This is a genomic window from Micromonospora yangpuensis (assembly GCF_900091615.1).
Lineage (GTDB): Bacteria > Actinomycetota > Actinomycetes > Mycobacteriales > Micromonosporaceae > Micromonospora > Micromonospora yangpuensis.
The window spans coordinates 5,913,308-5,928,215 of the sequence record NZ_FMIA01000002.1 but is presented as its reverse complement, the minus strand read 5'-3'; the positions used below and the strand labels follow the sequence as shown (position 1 = coordinate 5,928,215).

The following is a 14,908-nucleotide window of genomic DNA, read 5'->3' as shown; positions in this document are numbered from 1 at the left end:
CTGCCGCTCCTAGCGTCGGTGGCGTCAGGTCGAGGAAGACCCGACGACCCCTAGAGAGAGGCAATTCTGAGGTGAACCGCAACGTGCTCTCGCGGCGCGTCCTCGCCGGCGTAGCGCTCGCCGCACTCGCGCTCACTGGCTGTGGCACCAGCGACAGCGACAGCGACACCCCGGGCGCCGGCAACAACGCCGGAGGCGACTACGCCGACCTTTCCGGTGAGCTGAAGGCCTCCGGCGCGAGCTTCCCCGACGCGTACTACCAGGAGGTCATCACGGCCTTCAAGGAGGCCGCGCCGAACGTCACCATCAACTACAACGCCACCGGCTCCGGCACCGGCAAGAAGCAGTTCGGTGAGGGCCTGACCGATTTCGCCGGCACCGACAGCCTGGTCAAGGACACTGACGGCCCGGCCGCCGGCAGCTACCTCTACGTGCCGACCGTCGCCGCGCCGATCACCGTCAGCTACAACCTGTCGGGCGTGGACAAGCTCCAGCTCAGCCCGGACACCCTGGCCAAGATCTTCCAGTCGGAGATCAGGACCTGGAACGACGCGGCGATCGCCGCCGACAACCCCGGCGTGAGCCTGCCGGCCACCCCGATCACGGTGGCCCACCGCTCCGACGGCTCCGGCACCACCAGCAACTTCACCAAGTACCTCGCCGCCGCCGCGCCGAACACCTGGAAGCTCGGCAGCGGTGACACGGTGAACTGGCCGTCCAACACCCAGGGCGGCGAGAAGAACACCGGCGTGGCGCAGATCGTCAAGCAGGCCGACGGCGGCATCGGGTACGTCGACCTGAGCGACGCCGTGGCCAGCCAGCTGACGTTCGCCGCGATCAAGAACAAGGACGGCCAGTACGTCGCGCCGTCGATCGAGGGGACCACCGCCGGCCTGGAGGGCGCGCAGGTCGCCGAGGACCTCAGCTACAACCCGCTCGACGCGGCCGGGGCCAACGCGTACCCGATCACCGCCCCGACCTTCCTGCTGGTCAAGACCAGCTACGACGACCCGAAGAAGGCCGAGTTGGTCAAGGCCTTCGTGACGTACCTGCTCAACGACGGCCAGGACCTGGCCAAGGACGTCGACTTCGCGCCGCTGCCCGCGTCGCTGAAGGAGAAGGCCCTGGCCCAGGTCGAGAAGATCCAGAGCTGATCAGGACCGAGATCGCCCGAGGCGATGCCGGACGGGGGCGGGGCCGACCAGGCCTCGTCCCCGACCGGGCAGCCGGAGCCACCCCGGCTCGGCAAGCCGCTGGAGACCCCGGACCGCTGGAGACGAGATGACCCTGACAGAGCGCAAACCCGAGACCCGGCCCAGCCTGGCCCCGCAGCGGGGTGGGCTGCTGGCCGACCGTGCCTTCTCCTGGTGGACCCTCGGCACCGGGCTGCTGGTGCTGGCGATCCTCGCCCTCATCCTGATCACCACCGTCCGGGAGGCCTGGCCGGCCTTCGCCGAGATGGGCCTGCGGTACGTCACCGAGAGCACCTGGGACCCGAACCCCGCCGAGGGGGCGGCCGTCTTCGGGGCGCTCTCCTTCATGTACGGCACCGCGGTCACCTCCCTGATCGCGCTGATCATCGCCGTCCCGGTCTCCATCGGGATCGCGCTGTTCATCACCGAGCTGGCCCCGCGCCGGCTGCGTACCACCGCGGTCACCGTGATCGACCTGCTGGCCGCCGTACCGTCGGTGGTCTTCGGGCTCTGGGGGGTGCTGGTCCTCGCCCCCGTGCTCGTCGACTTCTACCGGGGCACGCACGACCTGCTCGGCGGCATCCCGGTGCTCGGCAGCGTCTTCGGTGAGGCGGCCAGCGGGCGTAACTTCATGACCGCCGGGCTGATCCTGGCCATCATGGTCACCCCGATCATCACCTCCATCTGCCGGGAGGTCTTCGGCACCGTGCCGCAGGCCGACAAGGACGCCGCCCTAGCGCTCGGTGCCACCCGCTGGGAGATGATCCGGGGCGCGGTCTTCCCGCACAGCTTCGGCGGGATCACCGGCGCGGTGATGCTCGGCCTCGGCCGGGCGATGGGCGAGACCATCGCCGTCGCGCTGGTCGTCGGCGGGGCCACCAACATCTCCGCGAACGTCTTCGAGCCCGGCAACACCATGGCCGCCGTGATCGTGCAGCAGTTCGGCGAGTCGACAGGCACGTTCACCGCCGCCCTGATCGGGCTCGGCGTGGTGCTCTTCGCGATGACCGTGCTGATCAACCTGGTCGCCCAGCGGATCGTCCGCCGGGCGGAGGCCAAGATGAGGGGAGGGGTGGCGTGACCGCCACCGCGACGCCGCCCGCCACCGACCGTGGCCGGGGCGCGCCGGACCTGAGCCGGGGCGCGCTGTCGCTGCGACGGCGGATCGTCAACCACGTCGCCTCCGGCGGCATCTACCTCGCCCTGGTCCTGGCGATCATCCCGCTGGGCCTGGTGATGTGGACCGTGCTGAGCCGGGGCGCCGGGGTGATGAGCCTGGACTTCCTCAATGCCGACATCCCCAACTCGTACCGCCGGGAGGGCCCGGGGATGGGCCCGGCCATCGTCGGCACCCTGCTGATCACCGGCGCGGCCTCGCTGATGGCCATCCCGCTCGGCGTCTTCGGCGCGATCTACCTCAACGAGTACGGCAAGCAGAAGCCGCTGGCCCGGATCATCCGGCTGATGGCCGACGTGATGACCGGTGTCCCGTCGATCGTGATGGGGCTGTTCATCTACATCGCCTGGGTGCTGGTGGTGGGCAAGTTCAGCGGCTTCGCCGGGGCGCTGGCGCTGGCCTGCCTGATGCTGCCGGTGGTGATCCGCAGCAGCGAGGAGATGCTCCGGCTGGTCCCCGACGAGCTGCGCCAGGCCAGCCTGGCGCTGGGGGCCCGCAAGTGGCGGACCATCCTGACCGTGGTGCTGCCCGCCGCGATCTCCGGCATCACCAGCGGTTCGCTGCTGGCGGTGGCCCGCGCGGCCGGCGAGACCGCGCCGATCGTCATCGTCACCGGCATCGTCTTCTCCACCAACACCAACCTCTTCGACGGCTCCAACACCGCGTTGCCGGCACAGATCTTCCGCAACGCCAGTCAGCCCTTCGTCGGCGCCCAGGACCGGGCCTGGGGAGCGGCGCTGACCCTGATCGTGATCGTGGTCGTCTTCACGGTCGTCGCCCGAATCATCGCCAACCGATTCGCCCTGAAGGAGCGCTGAACCATGGCCACCACGAACACCCCCGCCGGTACCGTCACCTCGCACCCCTCGGTCTCCGTCAGCGCACCCTCGGCGGGCTGGCAGGACGCCGGCCTGGACAACCCGGGCGGCAGCACCACCGTGATGGACCTGGCCGACGTCAGCGTCCACTACGGCAGCTACGAGGCGGTCCGGGGCACCTCGATGCCGATCCGGCAGAACCAGATCACCGCGATGATCGGCCCGTCCGGCTGCGGCAAGTCGACGATCCTGCGTTCGCTGAACCGGATGAACGACCTGATCCCCGGTGCCCGGGTCACCGGCACGGTCAGCTACCACGGGCAGGACATCTACGCCAAGGGCGTGGACCCGATCCAGGTCCGGCGGCGGATCGGCATGGTCTTCCAGAAGCCCAACCCGTTCCCCAAGTCCATCTACGACAACGTGGCGTACGGGCTGCGGATCAACGGGATCAAGGGCAAGCTCGACGACCACGTCGAGGAGGCGCTCACCGGGGCCGCCCTCTGGGACGAGGTGAAGGACAAGCTCAAGAGCAGCGGGCTGGCCCTCTCCGGTGGTCAGCAGCAGCGGCTCTGCATCGCCCGGACGATCGCCGTCAAGCCGGACGTGATCCTGATGGACGAGCCCTGCTCGGCACTGGACCCGATCGCCACCAGCAAGGTCGAGGACCTGATGTACGAGCTGTCGAAGTCGTACACGATCGTCATCGTCACGCACAACATGCAGCAGGCCGCCCGGGTCAGCCACTACACCGCCTTCTTCACCGCCGAGGTCGACGAGAAGCAGGTACGCCACGGCCGCCTGGTCGAGTTCGACCAGACCTCGCGGATCTTCACCAACCCGGGGGACAAGCGGACCGAGGACTACATCACCGGCCGTTTCGGCTGACCGGTCGATGCCTGACGGGGCCGGCCCCGAACTCGTACACATCGCCGTGCCGGCGGCGTACCTGCCGCACGTCGCGGCGCTCCTGGCCGAGCTGGACGGCTGGGGCGAGGCGGTGCGCCCGGTGCCCCGGCAACCCCGCCCCCAGCCGCCGGAGTCCGTGCAGTGGCCGGTCGCGGACCTGCGGCGGTTCGCCAGCGGCCGGTCCAAGAGCCACGGCACCGTGCTGCGGATGCTCGACCTGTTGGCCACCCGACCCGGGCAGTGGCTCTCCGCCGAGGAGGTCTGCGCCACCATCCGGGTGCCCCGACAGCAGCTCGGTGGCGCGCTGGCCGGGGTGAGCCGGATGCTGCGGTCCCACCCCGGCTACCGGGATCTCGGCCTGCCGCTGAACCGGTACGTCCCCAGCTCCCTGGACGGTGAGACCGGCACCTTCTACTGGCTCGGCCCGGAGCAGGCCCGCCGCTGGCGTCAGATCCGTGCCGAGGTCACCGGTGGTGGTAGTTGACGTGGGCGGACCAGGGGGCGAAGTCGAGCCGTCGGTAGAGGGCCATGGCGGAGGTGTTGGACTCGTCGACGTAGAGCATCACCCGGTCCAGGCCGCGCCGGTCCCGCAGGTACGCCAGGCCGGCGGTGGTCAGCGCCCGACCCAGCCCGCCGCCGTGCGCCGCCGGGTCGACGCCCACCACGTACACCTCACCGGTACGGGCCGAGCCGGGACGCTCGTGCACCTTGGTCCAGTGGAAGCCGAGCAGCCGGTCGCTTGCGGATTCCACGGCGAGCAGGAACCCGGCCGGGTCGAACCACGGCTCGGCGAAGCGCGTGCGCAGGTCGTCCCGGGTCCAGCGGCCCTGCTCCGGATGGTCGGCGAAGGCGCGGGCGTTGACCGCGAGCCAGGCGGCGTCGTCCAGGCCGGGCCGGAAGGCGCGCAGCGCCACCCCGTTCGGCAGCCGCGGCGGGTCCACCGGCGCGGCCAGCGACCGGCGCAGCTGCCAGAGCACCCGGGCGCGGGTGAAGCCGAGGTCCACGGCGAGCGCGGCGGCCGACGGGTGGTCACCGTGCGCCCAGGCCCGCAGCGGACCACCGGCCGCCGCGAGCACCTCCCGGGCCAGTGCCCGGCCGACCCCCCGACGCCGGTACGCCGGATGGACCGCCAGCTCCACCCCGGTACCGGTGGTCACGTCGGTGGTGTCCAGGTGGGCGTACCCGGTCAGGGTGCCGTCGGCGGCACGGGCGGTGAGGTGCGTGGCGGGCGCGGCCGGGTCGCGCAGCCGCAGCAGGACGTGCTCGTCCAGCGGGTCCGCCCCGTCGGTGTCACCGGCGGCGCGCGCCAGCGCGAGCACCTCGGTCACCTCGGCGGGCGTCAACCGGTCGGCCCGGTTCACCTGGTCGGTCGTCGGCTCGGTGCTCACCCCGTCACGGTAGCGGCGGTCAGGTCGCGCCGGTGGGCAGGGCGGTGAAGCGGAACCGGCTGGTAAGCGTCGGCAGGGCGGAGCGCAGCGCGTCGACGGTGCCCTGCCGGTTGCCACCGGCGTCGTGCAACAGGACCACCGCGCCGGGGGCAACGTAGGTGTGCAGCACGGTGGCGATCCGGTTCGCTCCCGGCGCGCGCCAGTCCGACGGGTCGACGTTCCAGTGCAGCGGGACCATGCCCAGCTCCTGCGCCACCGAGACGACCGGGTACGTCCAGGCGCCGCCGGGTTGCCGGAACCACACGATCGGGGCGTTCGGGGCCGCCGCCCGGATGGCCTGGTTGGTGCGGATCAGGTCGGCCCGGATCACGTCGGGGGAGCGTTTGCCCAGCAGGACGTCGTGGTTCCAGGAGTGGTTGCAGAGGGTGTGCCCCTCGGCCACGATGTCCCGGACCAGGTCCGGATGGTTCTGTGCGTTCTCACCGACCACGCAGAAGGTGGCCTTTATCTGGTACTCACGCAGCACCTGCAGGACCTGCGGGGTGTAGTTGGGGTCGGGGCCGTCGTCGAAGGTAAGCGCCACCTCGGCGGTGCCGCTGGTGACCTGGGTGCCGTACGGGCCCTCCTCGACGGTGGTCGGGCCACCCTCCTGACCGGCCTCACCCCAGGGGGCGGAGGTCGGCCCGGTCGGGCTGGTGGGGGCCGGAGCGCCGGTGCCGGTGGCCGGAGGCTGGTCGGCGTACTGCGGGCCGGTGGCCCCGGCCCCCAGGACCGGCGGCTGGTGCCCGGTCGGGTCCGGCACGAGCGTGCGGCCGAGCGCGTAGGCCGAGCCCAGCAGGGCGAGCACCAGCAGGGTGAGGACGCTGGCGGTCCGGCCGGCGCCGGCCGACCGGGGCACCGTGGGCCGCATCAGGTGCCCTGTCCCGAGACTGTGGCCCTGACCCCCGTGCTGAACGTGTACACCGCCGCCCCTCTCACGAATCCGATAGTCAGGATAAAACCGACTAGATTCGCGAAAGGGGCGTATCGGTATAACCTCCCGAGCGGGGGGTCAGACTGGTATGGGCGCGTGCTCCACGTCCGGCAGCGACCGCGAGGGCGGCACGACGAACTTGTAACCCACCTGGCGGACCGTGCCGATCATCGACTCGTACTCCGAGCCGAGCTTGGCCCGCAGCCGCCGGACGTGCACGTCGACCGTGCGGGTGCCGCCGAAGTAGTCGTAGCCCCAGACCTCGCGCAGCAGCTGGTCGCGGGTGAAGACCCGGCCGGGGTGCTGGGCGAGGAACTTGAGCAGCTCGAACTCCTTGTAGGTGAGGTCGAGCGGGCGGCCCTTGAGTCGGGCGGCGTAGGTGTCCGGGTCGATGGTCAGCTCGCCGGCGCGGATCGAGCCGCCGGCACCCGAGGTGGTGTTGCTCAACCGGCCGACCGCCAGCCGCAGTCGGGCCTCGACCTCCGCCGGCCCGGCCGAGGCGAGGATGACGTCGTCCACGCCCCAGTCGGCGTTGAGTGCGATCAGGCCGGCCTCGGTGACCACGGCCACCAGCGGCACGCCGAGCCCGGTGGCGTGCAGCATCCGGCAGGTCGCCCGGGCCTCGCTGAGCTCGGAGCGGGCGTCGACCAGCACCGCGTCCGGGCTGGGCCCGGCGACCAGGGTGCGCACGTCGCGTGGCGCGGTGCGGACCGAGTGTGGTAGCAGGTCGAGCGCCGGCAGAACCGCGGATGGTTCGCCTGCGCGTGCGGTCACCAGCAGCAGGATCTCCACACGATCACCTCCGTCCCGGCGGTCACTGACCGCACGCGACCAGCGGCGTCCCTCAGGACGCGGCGCTGAGAACTGACGTTGGCCCGGCGTCAGAGACTGACGTCTGGTCCCGGCGTCGCTGGCGGGCGGGTAACGCGTTGAGCCTAACCGACGACCCTCGCCGACCCCTCCAGGCTTATCCTCTTTGCGCGTTCTGCCCCTTATCGCGGAACAGGTTTTAACCTGGCCGAAACCGTGCTCCCCGGAACGGTCCACAAGTCTGGCACGATCGGGGCGTGTATCCCTCCACCTCGCCCGAGACCGGTCGCGAACCGTGGGCCGACGACGACGACGATCCGGCCGGTCGGCCGCCGGCTGCGCGTACCGGTCCCGACGACGACGCCGCCGACGAGCGGCGCGGGCGCGGGCGACCCCGGCGGTTCCGCAAGAGCAGCGAACCAGCCCGCCGAGCCGACGACGAGGTCGAGATGGAGGACGAGGAGGAGGAACCGCCGGTCGAGATCCGCCGGCCGCTCTCGCTCACCGTCGCCGCTTTCGCCGCGCTGCTCGGTGTCGGCCTGGTCCTCGGCGCGCAGACCGCCGGGCCGGGACACCGGCTGCCCTTCGCGATCATCGTGCTCGGCGTACAACTGCTCTACATCCTGGCCCGGACGATGGCGGTCCGCCCGCCGGCATTGCTGGTGGTCGCCGCAGTCGGCGCCGGCGTCGCGGTGGCGGCCGACGTCATGGCGGTACGCTCCGCCGACGCCGCCCTGCTGCCCCTGGGCGTCGTCGTCGTGGCCGGTTGCGTCCTGGCCGTGGTCGGTCAGCTCTTCCGCCGGGTCGACCGGGCCCGGTTGACCGACTCGCTCGGCACCACCGTGACGACCGTGCTCGGGGTGACCGCCTTCGCCATCCTGATCCTGCTCGGTCGGATCCCCGCCGGCACCCAGGCGATCACCGTCTGCCTGACCGCGGCCGGTGTCGCGCTCACCGTCGCCCGGCTCACCGACGCGGTGCTGCCCTGGCCCCGACTGGCCCCCCAGGTCCCCCGGGGAGCCGCCGGCGTGGTCATCGGCGCGATGGTCGGTACGCTGGTCAGCGCCGTCTTCGGCAGCTTCCTGGTGACCCCGTTCACCCCGGTCCGGGCCGCGCTGTTCGGGCTGGTCGCCGCGGTCACCGCCGTCCTGGCCGACCTGGCCGTCGGGTACGCCGAGGCGGGCCGGTTGATGGCCGGTGAGCTGCCGACGATGTGGATCGCCCGGCACCTGCAGGGCCCGCTCGCCGGGTTCGCGATGGCCGCGCCGGCCGCGTACGTGATGTGTCGGTTGTTGCTCTGACCGGACGGTTGAGGTTTCCTCACCTCGGGTAAGACCGGCACGACGACGACAGGAGGCGGCGTGGCAGACAGCTACCCGGCGAGGCAGGTACGACCCCGGCGACGTGGGCGCAAGGTGCTCGTCACGCTCGTCGTGCTGCTGCTGGTCCTGGGCGGGCTGCTGGCCGTCGCCGACCGGGTCGCCGTGGCGGTCGCCGAGCGGACCATCGCCGACCAGGTCCGCCAGGAGGTGGCCAACCAGCAGGTCGAGTCCGCCGCCCCCGAGGTGGAGGTCGGTGGCTTCCCCTTCCTCGACCAAGTGGTGGCCGGCCGGTACGACCGCATCTCCATCCGCCTGCGCGACGTGCAGGGCTCGGTGCAGGGCAACGCGGTCCGGCTGCCCCAGCTCGACGTCGACGCCCGGGACGTGCGCGCCTCGCTGGACACGCTGCGCACCGGGCAGGGCGACGTGGTCGCCCGGACCGTCGACGGCACCGGCACGATCAGCTACGACAGCCTCGCCGCCCTGCTCGACCGGCCAGGGCTGAAGCTCGGCGAGCGGGACGGGCAGCTCGCCGTCACCGCGCCGGTGGACATCCTCGGTCAGCGGTTGACCGTCAACGGCGTCGTCGAGGTGGTCGTCAGCGAGCAGGGCGAGGTGTCCCTCAAGGTCAACGACCTGGACGCCGAGGGGCTGCCCGCCGTACCGCTGGCCCGTAGCCTGCTCAACCAGTACGCCCAGGGCATCTCCATCGCCGTACCCCTGCCGGAGCTGCCCTTCGGGCTGACCGTGCGGGAGGTCCGGCCGTTGCCCGGTGGGCTCGCGGTCACCGCCGACGCCCGGGACGTACCGATCAACCAGACCGCCGGCTGAGCGTCCACCGCCCGGCAGGTGGCCCGTGGTGAGCTGCGTCCCGGATGGTGGTCGGGCCCCTGGTGCTCGGCGGGATCGCTGGTAGGCTCCCTGCTCATGGGGACGCTCCTCACCAAACGGCGCGCGGTCGACCTGTGCCGCGTGGCCACCTGCCTGTGTCGCCCCGTCATCTGACGGCGGGGCTGTCCAAGGTCGCCTAGCGGCCACCGGCACGCAGGGTCCGCGTACCCTTCCTGCTTCCCAACGCCCGGCAGCGGCGCCGTCGCACGAACCCGTGATCCGTCCGTCCCATGGGTCCCGCGCGTGGTGTGACAGAGGCAACCACGATCTCCGCGCGCAGGCTCACCATCCATCCTCACCAGGGAGTGATCTGATGAGTCGCGACACCGCACTCGTCTCGGCCGAGTGGGCCGAGAAGAACCTCGACGCCCCGGGCGTCGTCTTCGTCGAGGTCGACGAGGACACCTCGGCCTACGACACCGGCCACCTCGCCGGTGCCATCAAGCTTGACTGGAAGACCGACCTGCAGGACCCGGTCCGGCGGGACTTCGTCAACAAGAGCCAGTTCGAGGCGCTGCTCTCCGAGCGGGGCATCAGCAACGACGACGTCGTCGTGCTGTACGGCGGCAACAACAACTGGTTCGCCGCGTACGCGTACTGGTACTTCAAGCTCTACGGCCACGGCGACGTCAAGCTGCTCGACGGCGGCCGCAAGAAGTGGGAGCTGGACGCCCGTCCGCTGGTCACCGACGCGGTGACCCGCCCGGCCACCACCTACGTCGCGCAGGAGCCGGACAACACCATCCGGGCCTTCCGCGACGAGATCGTCCCCGCCATCGGGGTCAAGAACCTGGTCGACGTGCGCAGCCCCGACGAGTTCGCCGGTCGGCTGCTCGCCCCGGCCCACCTCCCGCAGGAGCAGGCCCAGCGCGCCGGGCACATCCCCACCGCGATCAGCGTGCCGTGGTCCAAGGCCGCCAACGAGGACGGCACCTTCAAGTCCGACGACGACCTGCGCAAGATCTACGGTGACGCCGGGCTGGACGACGGCAAGGAGACCATCGCGTACTGCCGGATCGGTGAGCGCTCCTCGCACACCTGGTTCGTCCTGCAGGAGCTGCTCGGTCACCGGAACGTGAAGAACTACGACGGCTCGTGGACCGAGTACGGCTCGCTGGTCGGTGTGCCGGTGGCGCTCGGCGACGAGCCCGGGGAGGCCTGATCGCCATGACTGCTCCCACCGCCGCCGGCTGCGCCGCGCCCGACCAGGCCGCGCCGTTGCCCGCCAGCCTCGACCTGGAGAAGGAAACCGTCATCACCGGTCTGGTGACCGCCGACTCCGGTGAGGTCGTGCCGGGCGCCTACGTGCGCCTGCTCGACTCCACAGGTGAGTTCACCGCCGAGGTGGTGACCTCACCGGCCGGCCAGTTCCGCTTCTTCGCCGCGCCGGGCAACTGGACCCTGCGGGCGCTCTCCCGGCACGGCAACGGCGACACCGCCGTCACCGCCGCCCGAGGCATCAACGAGGTGACCATCACCGTCCAGGCGTAAGGAAGGGCCCCCTGTTAACGCATTCTGTCTACAGGGGCACCCTTCTCACCACCGGCTGACGGTCTACGCGGCTCGGGCCGGCCACCCCCTCACCGGGGCGGCCGGCCCGAGCCGTCTGCGTGCCCACGTCGCCGCCGACCACCGGCGGCGGGATGTGCCCCGCATCGCCACTGGGGTGACCGCCGCCGTGCCCACCACCCGGACTCCTCCCCGGGCGGGCGGCAGGAGAGCTTGAGCTGGGCGTCTAACCTGGGGAAATGTTCATGTTGCGCCGGGCGGCCCTGTTCGTGAGCGTCCTGATCCTGGGTTCGACCGTGCCGGCCCTGCCGGCCGCAGCCACCGGGTCCGCGACCAGCGGAGTGTCCGCTCCCGCCGCGTCCGACGGGTCCGTGCCGGCTGGGTCCGCGTCCGGCGGGAGCGCGGCGGCCACCGGGACCGGTGGGGGTCGGGGCGGTGCGGTGGTGGCCGCCGGGGTACGGGCCGAGCGGCCGATGCGGCTCGACAGCCAGCTCGTCGACGAGGCGGACGTGCTGGGCGACCGCCGTGGCGAGGTGCAGCAGGCGCTCCAGGAGCTGCGCCAACGGACCGGGCTCCAGCTCTTCGTGGTCTACGTGCACACGTTCAGCGGCCGGAGCGGGCAGAACTGGGCCGACGACACCGCCGAACGCAGCGACCTGGGCACCCGGGACGCGCTACTCGCCGTCGCCACCCGGGACCGGTCGTACGCGTACTCGTTCGACCAGAACTATCCGCTGACCGACGGGCAGCTCGACGAGGTGGCCCGGGTGGCGATCGAGCCGGCGCTCGGCGCGAACGACTGGGCCGGCGCGGCGATCGGAGCCGCCAACGGATACCGGGCGGCCGTCGACGGGGACAGCATCCCGGCGCCGGCGATCCAGCCCGGCCCGCCGGACACCCCGTCGGGTGGGGAACGGGCCGGCTCGGTGGCGTTGGTGCTCGTACCCCTGGTGTTGATCATTATTGGGTTGTTGGCCTTGTGGTTGGTGCCCCGGCACCGGCGGCGCAAGCAGGCGCGGGCGGCGGCTGAGCTGGCCCGGGCCCGGACCGACGAGATCGCGGCGCGGGCCAACGGCCTGCTGGTCGAGCTGGACAACGAGCTGCGCGCCAGCGAGCAGGAGCTGACCCTGGCCACCGGGCAGTACGGTCCGGAGGCTACCGCCGCGTTCACCGCCGCCGTGGCGCAGGCGCGCACCGAGCTGGCCGAGGCGTTCCGGCTGCGGATCAGCCTGGACCAGGAGGAGAACGTCGACGACGCCACCCGCCGGCAGCGGCTGCTGGAGATCGTCGAGCGGTGTGAGCGGGCCGACCAGGTGCTCGACGCCGAGGCCGAGGCGTTCGAGCAGCTGCGGGCCATCGAGCTTCGGGTACCCGAGGCCCTGACCGAGCTGGCCGCCCGGCGGACCACCCTCGACCAGCGGGTGGAGCGGGCCGAGGCGACCATGGTCGACCTGCACCGCCGGTACGCGCCCACGGCACTGGCCACCGTCGCCGACGACCTGACCGGCGCCCGGGAACGGCTGGCCTTCGCCGGCACCACACTGGACGCCGCCGGTGCCGCCGCCGGTGAGTCGGACCTGCCCCGGGCCGCCCTCGGGGTACGCACCACCGAGGAGGCGTTGGGCCAGGTGGAGACCCTGCTGGACGGGATCGAACGGCTCGACGGCGACCTGACCACCGCCCGGGAGGCCGCCGACGCCCTGCTGGCCGAGCTGGACACCGAGATCACCCAGGGCCGCGCCCTGCTCGCCGGCAACCCCGAACCCCTTCCGGGTACGCCTTCCAGCGCAGCCGGTACGCCTTCTGGTGGGCTCGGTGCGCCAGGTACGCCTTCCGGCGGGCTCGGTGCGCCGGGAGGTCAGGTCGGTGGGCCGGTCCTGCCGGGCGGCGTACCCGGTGCTGCTCTTCCGCCGGAGCGGCAGGCCGAGTTGACCGCCGCGGTGACCGGGGCGGAGCAGGTGGCTGCGGCCGTACGCGCGGAGTTTGCCGGCGCGACCCCGGACCCGCAGGCGGCCCTGCACCGGCTGGAGGAGGCGGACGCCGCCCTGGACCGGGCGCTGGCCAGCTCGATCGAGGCGGCCCAGCGGGTACGGCGGGCGCAGGCGTTGCTCGGCCGGAGCATCCAGACGGCGGCGGCCGAGATCGACGCGGCGAGCCGCTTCGTGCACACCCGGCGGGCGGCCGTCGGTCAGCAGTCCCGGGTCTGGCTCGCCGACGCCGGACAGCACCTGGACCGGGCGCGGGCGCTGGCCGAGGCCGACCCGGTGACCGCGCTGGCCGCCGCCCAGGAAGCGGCGAAACTGGCCGGCTGGGCCAGCCGCTCGGCCCGCTCCGACGCGAATGCCTGGTCGCAGGGGGGTTCCGGCTGGTCGGGCGGGCCCGGTGGGTTCAGTGGCTCCGGTGGGTTCGGTGGCGGCGGCTCCGGTTCGGACGCCTTCTGGGGGGCGCTGATCGGCGGCATCCTCTCCGGCAACTCGTCGTCCGGCGGCAGTTGGGGCGGTGGGTACGGGGGGAGCAGCAGCCGTTCCCGGCGTAGCAGCGGCGGGTATTCGAGCGGCCGGCGCAGCGGGGGCTCCAGCGGTGGGCGCAGTGGTGGTTCCGGGCGCAGCGGTGGTGGTGGCCGGCGGGGCGGCGGCGGACGCTTCTGACCGCCCGGCCCGGGTGTCGTGGGCTCTGTGGGCTCCCTGGGCTCGGCCGGACGAGCTTGATCGACTCGGTTGGGCCGAAATGGCGGTGTCCGGGGCCGGTTGATGCCGCCATATCGGCTCAATCGAGTCGATCAGCGCCGTGGCCGGCCCCGGGTCGATCAACGTTGTGGCTGGTCCTGGGTCGATCAGCGCTGTGGTCGGCCCTGGGTCGATCAGCGCTGTGGCCGGCCCTGGGTCGATCAGCGTTGTGGCTGGCCCGGGTTGGTCAGCGCGGTGATCTGCCCCGGAATCGTGTGGATCGGCTGGTGGGATGCGGGGCGGTCAGCGGGGGAGGCGGCGGGCGCAGTCGCCGTAGTGGGCCGGGCGCAGTACACACCGGCGGCCGTTGCCCAACAGGCGGTCACAGAAGACCTGGTGCTGCACGTTCGGTAGGCCCTCCGCGGAGAGCGTCGTCTCGCCGAGCACCAACTCCGGCAGGTACGACAGCGAGCGGGTGACCGCCCGGGCGAACACGTGCGCGGCGCTCAGGTCGGCGACCCGCACGGTGAGATGAACGACGAATCGGGATGGCTCGCTCTCGTCGAACACGGTCACGACCGGCCTCCCGAGGTGCCGCTGCGCTGCCGGTCGTGTCGTGGACGCGGTCGGGGGTACCGGAACGGATTGCACATCGTCGATCGCCCTTCGGCGCGGACCGCGTACCCGGGTGTGGGTGTTTGCCCTGGCCGGGCGCGGTCGTCGGGGCCGGGGTGGGTCCATGGTGGACCCACCCCGGCCGTGGGTTGAGCACCACCCGTTGCCACGCGAGGGGGGCTCGGCAGCCAACTTATTCGCACATCCCGGAATAGTCAACCCAGAGTAAGCGTGTCCCTACGGCTACTTGTCCGAGCTGGCTCCGCGTGATCGAATTCGTGGTGCCACGCGAGGAGTGTCATGCCTGCTATGCCCGACTACCTGCGGATTTCGAACGCGATCATGGACGACGTTCGTAGTGGGAAACTGAAACCCGGCGACAAGCTGCCGTCGATCGCCCAACTTCGTGTGCGGTACCGGGTCGGCGCGTCCACCATTCAGCAGGTGTACATCCGGTTGGAGGCGTTGGAGGTTGTCGACCGGTACCAGGGTAAGGGGGTCTTCGTGACTGACCCCAGCACCTGGCTGCGCAAACCCTGACCCGCGACACCAAAAGATCTTGGAAGAAAAATGCCCCTCGGGCCGATTCCTTCCAAGATCTTTAGGCTGCCGGGCTGCCGGGCTGCCGGGCTGCCGG

At 71.8% G+C, this 14,908-nt stretch carries 16 protein-coding genes; 12 read left to right on the top strand and 4 right to left on the bottom strand.

Going from position 1 to position 14,908, the window contains the following annotated elements:
• Positions 1-83 precede the first annotated feature (83 nt).
• From pstS to GA0070617_RS26710, 5 genes are all read left to right on the top strand, one after another.
• A complete protein-coding gene (gene pstS / locus GA0070617_RS26730; RefSeq protein WP_229688435.1) occupies positions 84-1,154 on the top strand; it encodes a phosphate ABC transporter substrate-binding protein PstS in 1,071 nt (356 codons plus the stop codon).
• A gap of 127 nt (positions 1,155-1,281) precedes the next feature.
• Positions 1,282-2,274: a phosphate ABC transporter permease subunit PstC gene (pstC, locus tag GA0070617_RS26725; protein WP_091444608.1), complete on the top strand. Its 993-nt coding sequence runs from the start codon at positions 1,282-1,284 to the stop codon at positions 2,272-2,274.
• The gene (pstA, locus tag GA0070617_RS26720) at positions 2,271-3,188 is read left to right on the top strand and encodes a phosphate ABC transporter permease PstA (protein WP_091444604.1); all 918 of its coding nucleotides are present in this window, start codon (positions 2,271-2,273) and stop codon (positions 3,186-3,188) included. Before pstC ends, pstA begins: the two co-directional genes overlap by 4 nt.
• A gap of 3 nt (positions 3,189-3,191) precedes the next feature.
• Entirely contained in the window at positions 3,192-4,076 is an 885-nt protein-coding gene (pstB, locus tag GA0070617_RS26715) for a phosphate ABC transporter ATP-binding protein PstB (RefSeq protein WP_091444600.1), read from the top strand.
• 7 nt (positions 4,077-4,083) lie between these two features.
• Positions 4,084-4,581, top strand: a complete 498-nt coding sequence (locus GA0070617_RS26710; protein ID WP_091444597.1) for a hypothetical protein — start codon at positions 4,084-4,086, stop codon at positions 4,579-4,581.
• Here the strand turns inward: GA0070617_RS26710 and mshD are convergent.
• The 3 genes from mshD to GA0070617_RS26695 form a co-directional block, all read right to left on the bottom strand.
• A complete protein-coding gene (mshD, locus tag GA0070617_RS26705) occupies positions 4,562-5,485 on the bottom strand; it encodes a mycothiol synthase (RefSeq protein ID WP_091444593.1) in 924 nt (307 codons plus the stop codon). The two genes, GA0070617_RS26710 and mshD, sit on opposite strands and share 20 nt — an antisense overlap.
• A gap of 19 nt (positions 5,486-5,504) precedes the next feature.
• Positions 5,505-6,395 carry a polysaccharide deacetylase family protein gene (locus GA0070617_RS26700; RefSeq protein WP_091444590.1) on the bottom strand — a complete coding sequence of 297 codons (891 nt, stop codon included), beginning with the start codon at positions 6,393-6,395 and terminating at the stop codon, positions 5,505-5,507.
• Between the two features lie 141 nt (positions 6,396-6,536).
• Positions 6,537-7,250, bottom strand: coding sequence for a winged helix-turn-helix transcriptional regulator (locus GA0070617_RS26695; RefSeq protein WP_091444586.1), 714 nt, complete (start codon positions 7,248-7,250; stop codon positions 6,537-6,539).
• 275 nt (positions 7,251-7,525) lie between these two features.
• Here GA0070617_RS26695 and GA0070617_RS26690 point away from each other — a divergent pair, with 275 nt between their 5' ends.
• The 6 genes from GA0070617_RS26690 to GA0070617_RS26670 all read left to right on the top strand — a co-directional run bounded on the left by GA0070617_RS26690 (position 7,526) and on the right by GA0070617_RS26670 (position 13,638).
• Positions 7,526-8,569 (top strand): hypothetical protein, encoded by a 1,044-nt coding sequence (locus GA0070617_RS26690; RefSeq protein WP_091444583.1) that lies wholly within the window; start codon positions 7,526-7,528, stop codon positions 8,567-8,569.
• Between the two features lie 60 nt (positions 8,570-8,629).
• Positions 8,630-9,421 (top strand): LmeA family phospholipid-binding protein, encoded by a 792-nt coding sequence (locus GA0070617_RS26685; protein WP_091444579.1) that lies wholly within the window; start codon positions 8,630-8,632, stop codon positions 9,419-9,421.
• A 96-nt stretch (positions 9,422-9,517) separates the two neighbouring features.
• The gene (locus GA0070617_RS32240; protein ID WP_311202345.1) at positions 9,518-9,595 is read left to right on the top strand and encodes an Ms5788A family Cys-rich leader peptide; all 78 of its coding nucleotides are present in this window, start codon (positions 9,518-9,520) and stop codon (positions 9,593-9,595) included.
• A 199-nt stretch (positions 9,596-9,794) separates the two neighbouring features.
• Positions 9,795-10,643, top strand: a complete 849-nt coding sequence (locus GA0070617_RS26680; protein ID WP_091444576.1) for a sulfurtransferase — start codon at positions 9,795-9,797, stop codon at positions 10,641-10,643.
• Between the two features lie 5 nt (positions 10,644-10,648).
• Entirely contained in the window at positions 10,649-10,972 is a 324-nt protein-coding gene (locus tag GA0070617_RS26675; protein ID WP_091444573.1) for a DUF1416 domain-containing protein, read from the top strand.
• A gap of 257 nt (positions 10,973-11,229) precedes the next feature.
• On the top strand, positions 11,230-13,638 hold the full coding sequence (locus tag GA0070617_RS26670) for a TPM domain-containing protein (RefSeq protein WP_139135776.1): 2,409 nt from the start codon (positions 11,230-11,232) through the stop codon (positions 13,636-13,638).
• Between the two features lie 321 nt (positions 13,639-13,959).
• Here the strand turns inward: GA0070617_RS26670 and GA0070617_RS26665 are convergent, their stop codons facing one another.
• A complete protein-coding gene (locus tag GA0070617_RS26665; RefSeq protein WP_373868365.1) occupies positions 13,960-14,232 on the bottom strand; it encodes a hypothetical protein in 273 nt (90 codons plus the stop codon).
• Positions 14,233-14,571: 339 nt separating this feature from the next.
• Here GA0070617_RS26665 and GA0070617_RS26660 point away from each other — a divergent pair, with 339 nt between their 5' ends.
• Entirely contained in the window at positions 14,572-14,811 is a 240-nt protein-coding gene (locus tag GA0070617_RS26660) for a winged helix-turn-helix domain-containing protein (protein WP_091444567.1), read from the top strand.
• Positions 14,812-14,908 lie beyond the last annotated feature (97 nt).

Coding starts and splice junctions, on each gene's coding strand:
- GA0070617_RS26710 (WP_091444597.1), top strand. CDS start 4,084: ATGCCTGACGGGGCCGGCCCCGAACTCGTACACATCGCCGTGCCGGCG.
- GA0070617_RS26675 (WP_091444573.1), top strand. CDS start 10,649: ATGACTGCTCCCACCGCCGCCGGCTGCGCCGCGCCCGACCAGGCCGCG.
- pstB (WP_091444600.1), top strand. CDS start 3,192: ATGGCCACCACGAACACCCCCGCCGGTACCGTCACCTCGCACCCCTCG.
- GA0070617_RS32240 (WP_311202345.1), top strand. CDS start 9,518: ATGGGGACGCTCCTCACCAAACGGCGCGCGGTCGACCTGTGCCGCGTG.
- GA0070617_RS26670 (WP_139135776.1), top strand. CDS start 11,230: ATGTTCATGTTGCGCCGGGCGGCCCTGTTCGTGAGCGTCCTGATCCTG.
- GA0070617_RS26680 (WP_091444576.1), top strand. CDS start 9,795: ATGAGTCGCGACACCGCACTCGTCTCGGCCGAGTGGGCCGAGAAGAAC.
- GA0070617_RS26700 (WP_091444590.1), bottom strand. CDS start 6,395: ATGCGGCCCACGGTGCCCCGGTCGGCCGGCGCCGGCCGGACCGCCAGC.
- pstC (WP_091444608.1), top strand. CDS start 1,282: ATGACCCTGACAGAGCGCAAACCCGAGACCCGGCCCAGCCTGGCCCCG.
- GA0070617_RS26660 (WP_091444567.1), top strand. CDS start 14,572: ATGCCTGCTATGCCCGACTACCTGCGGATTTCGAACGCGATCATGGAC.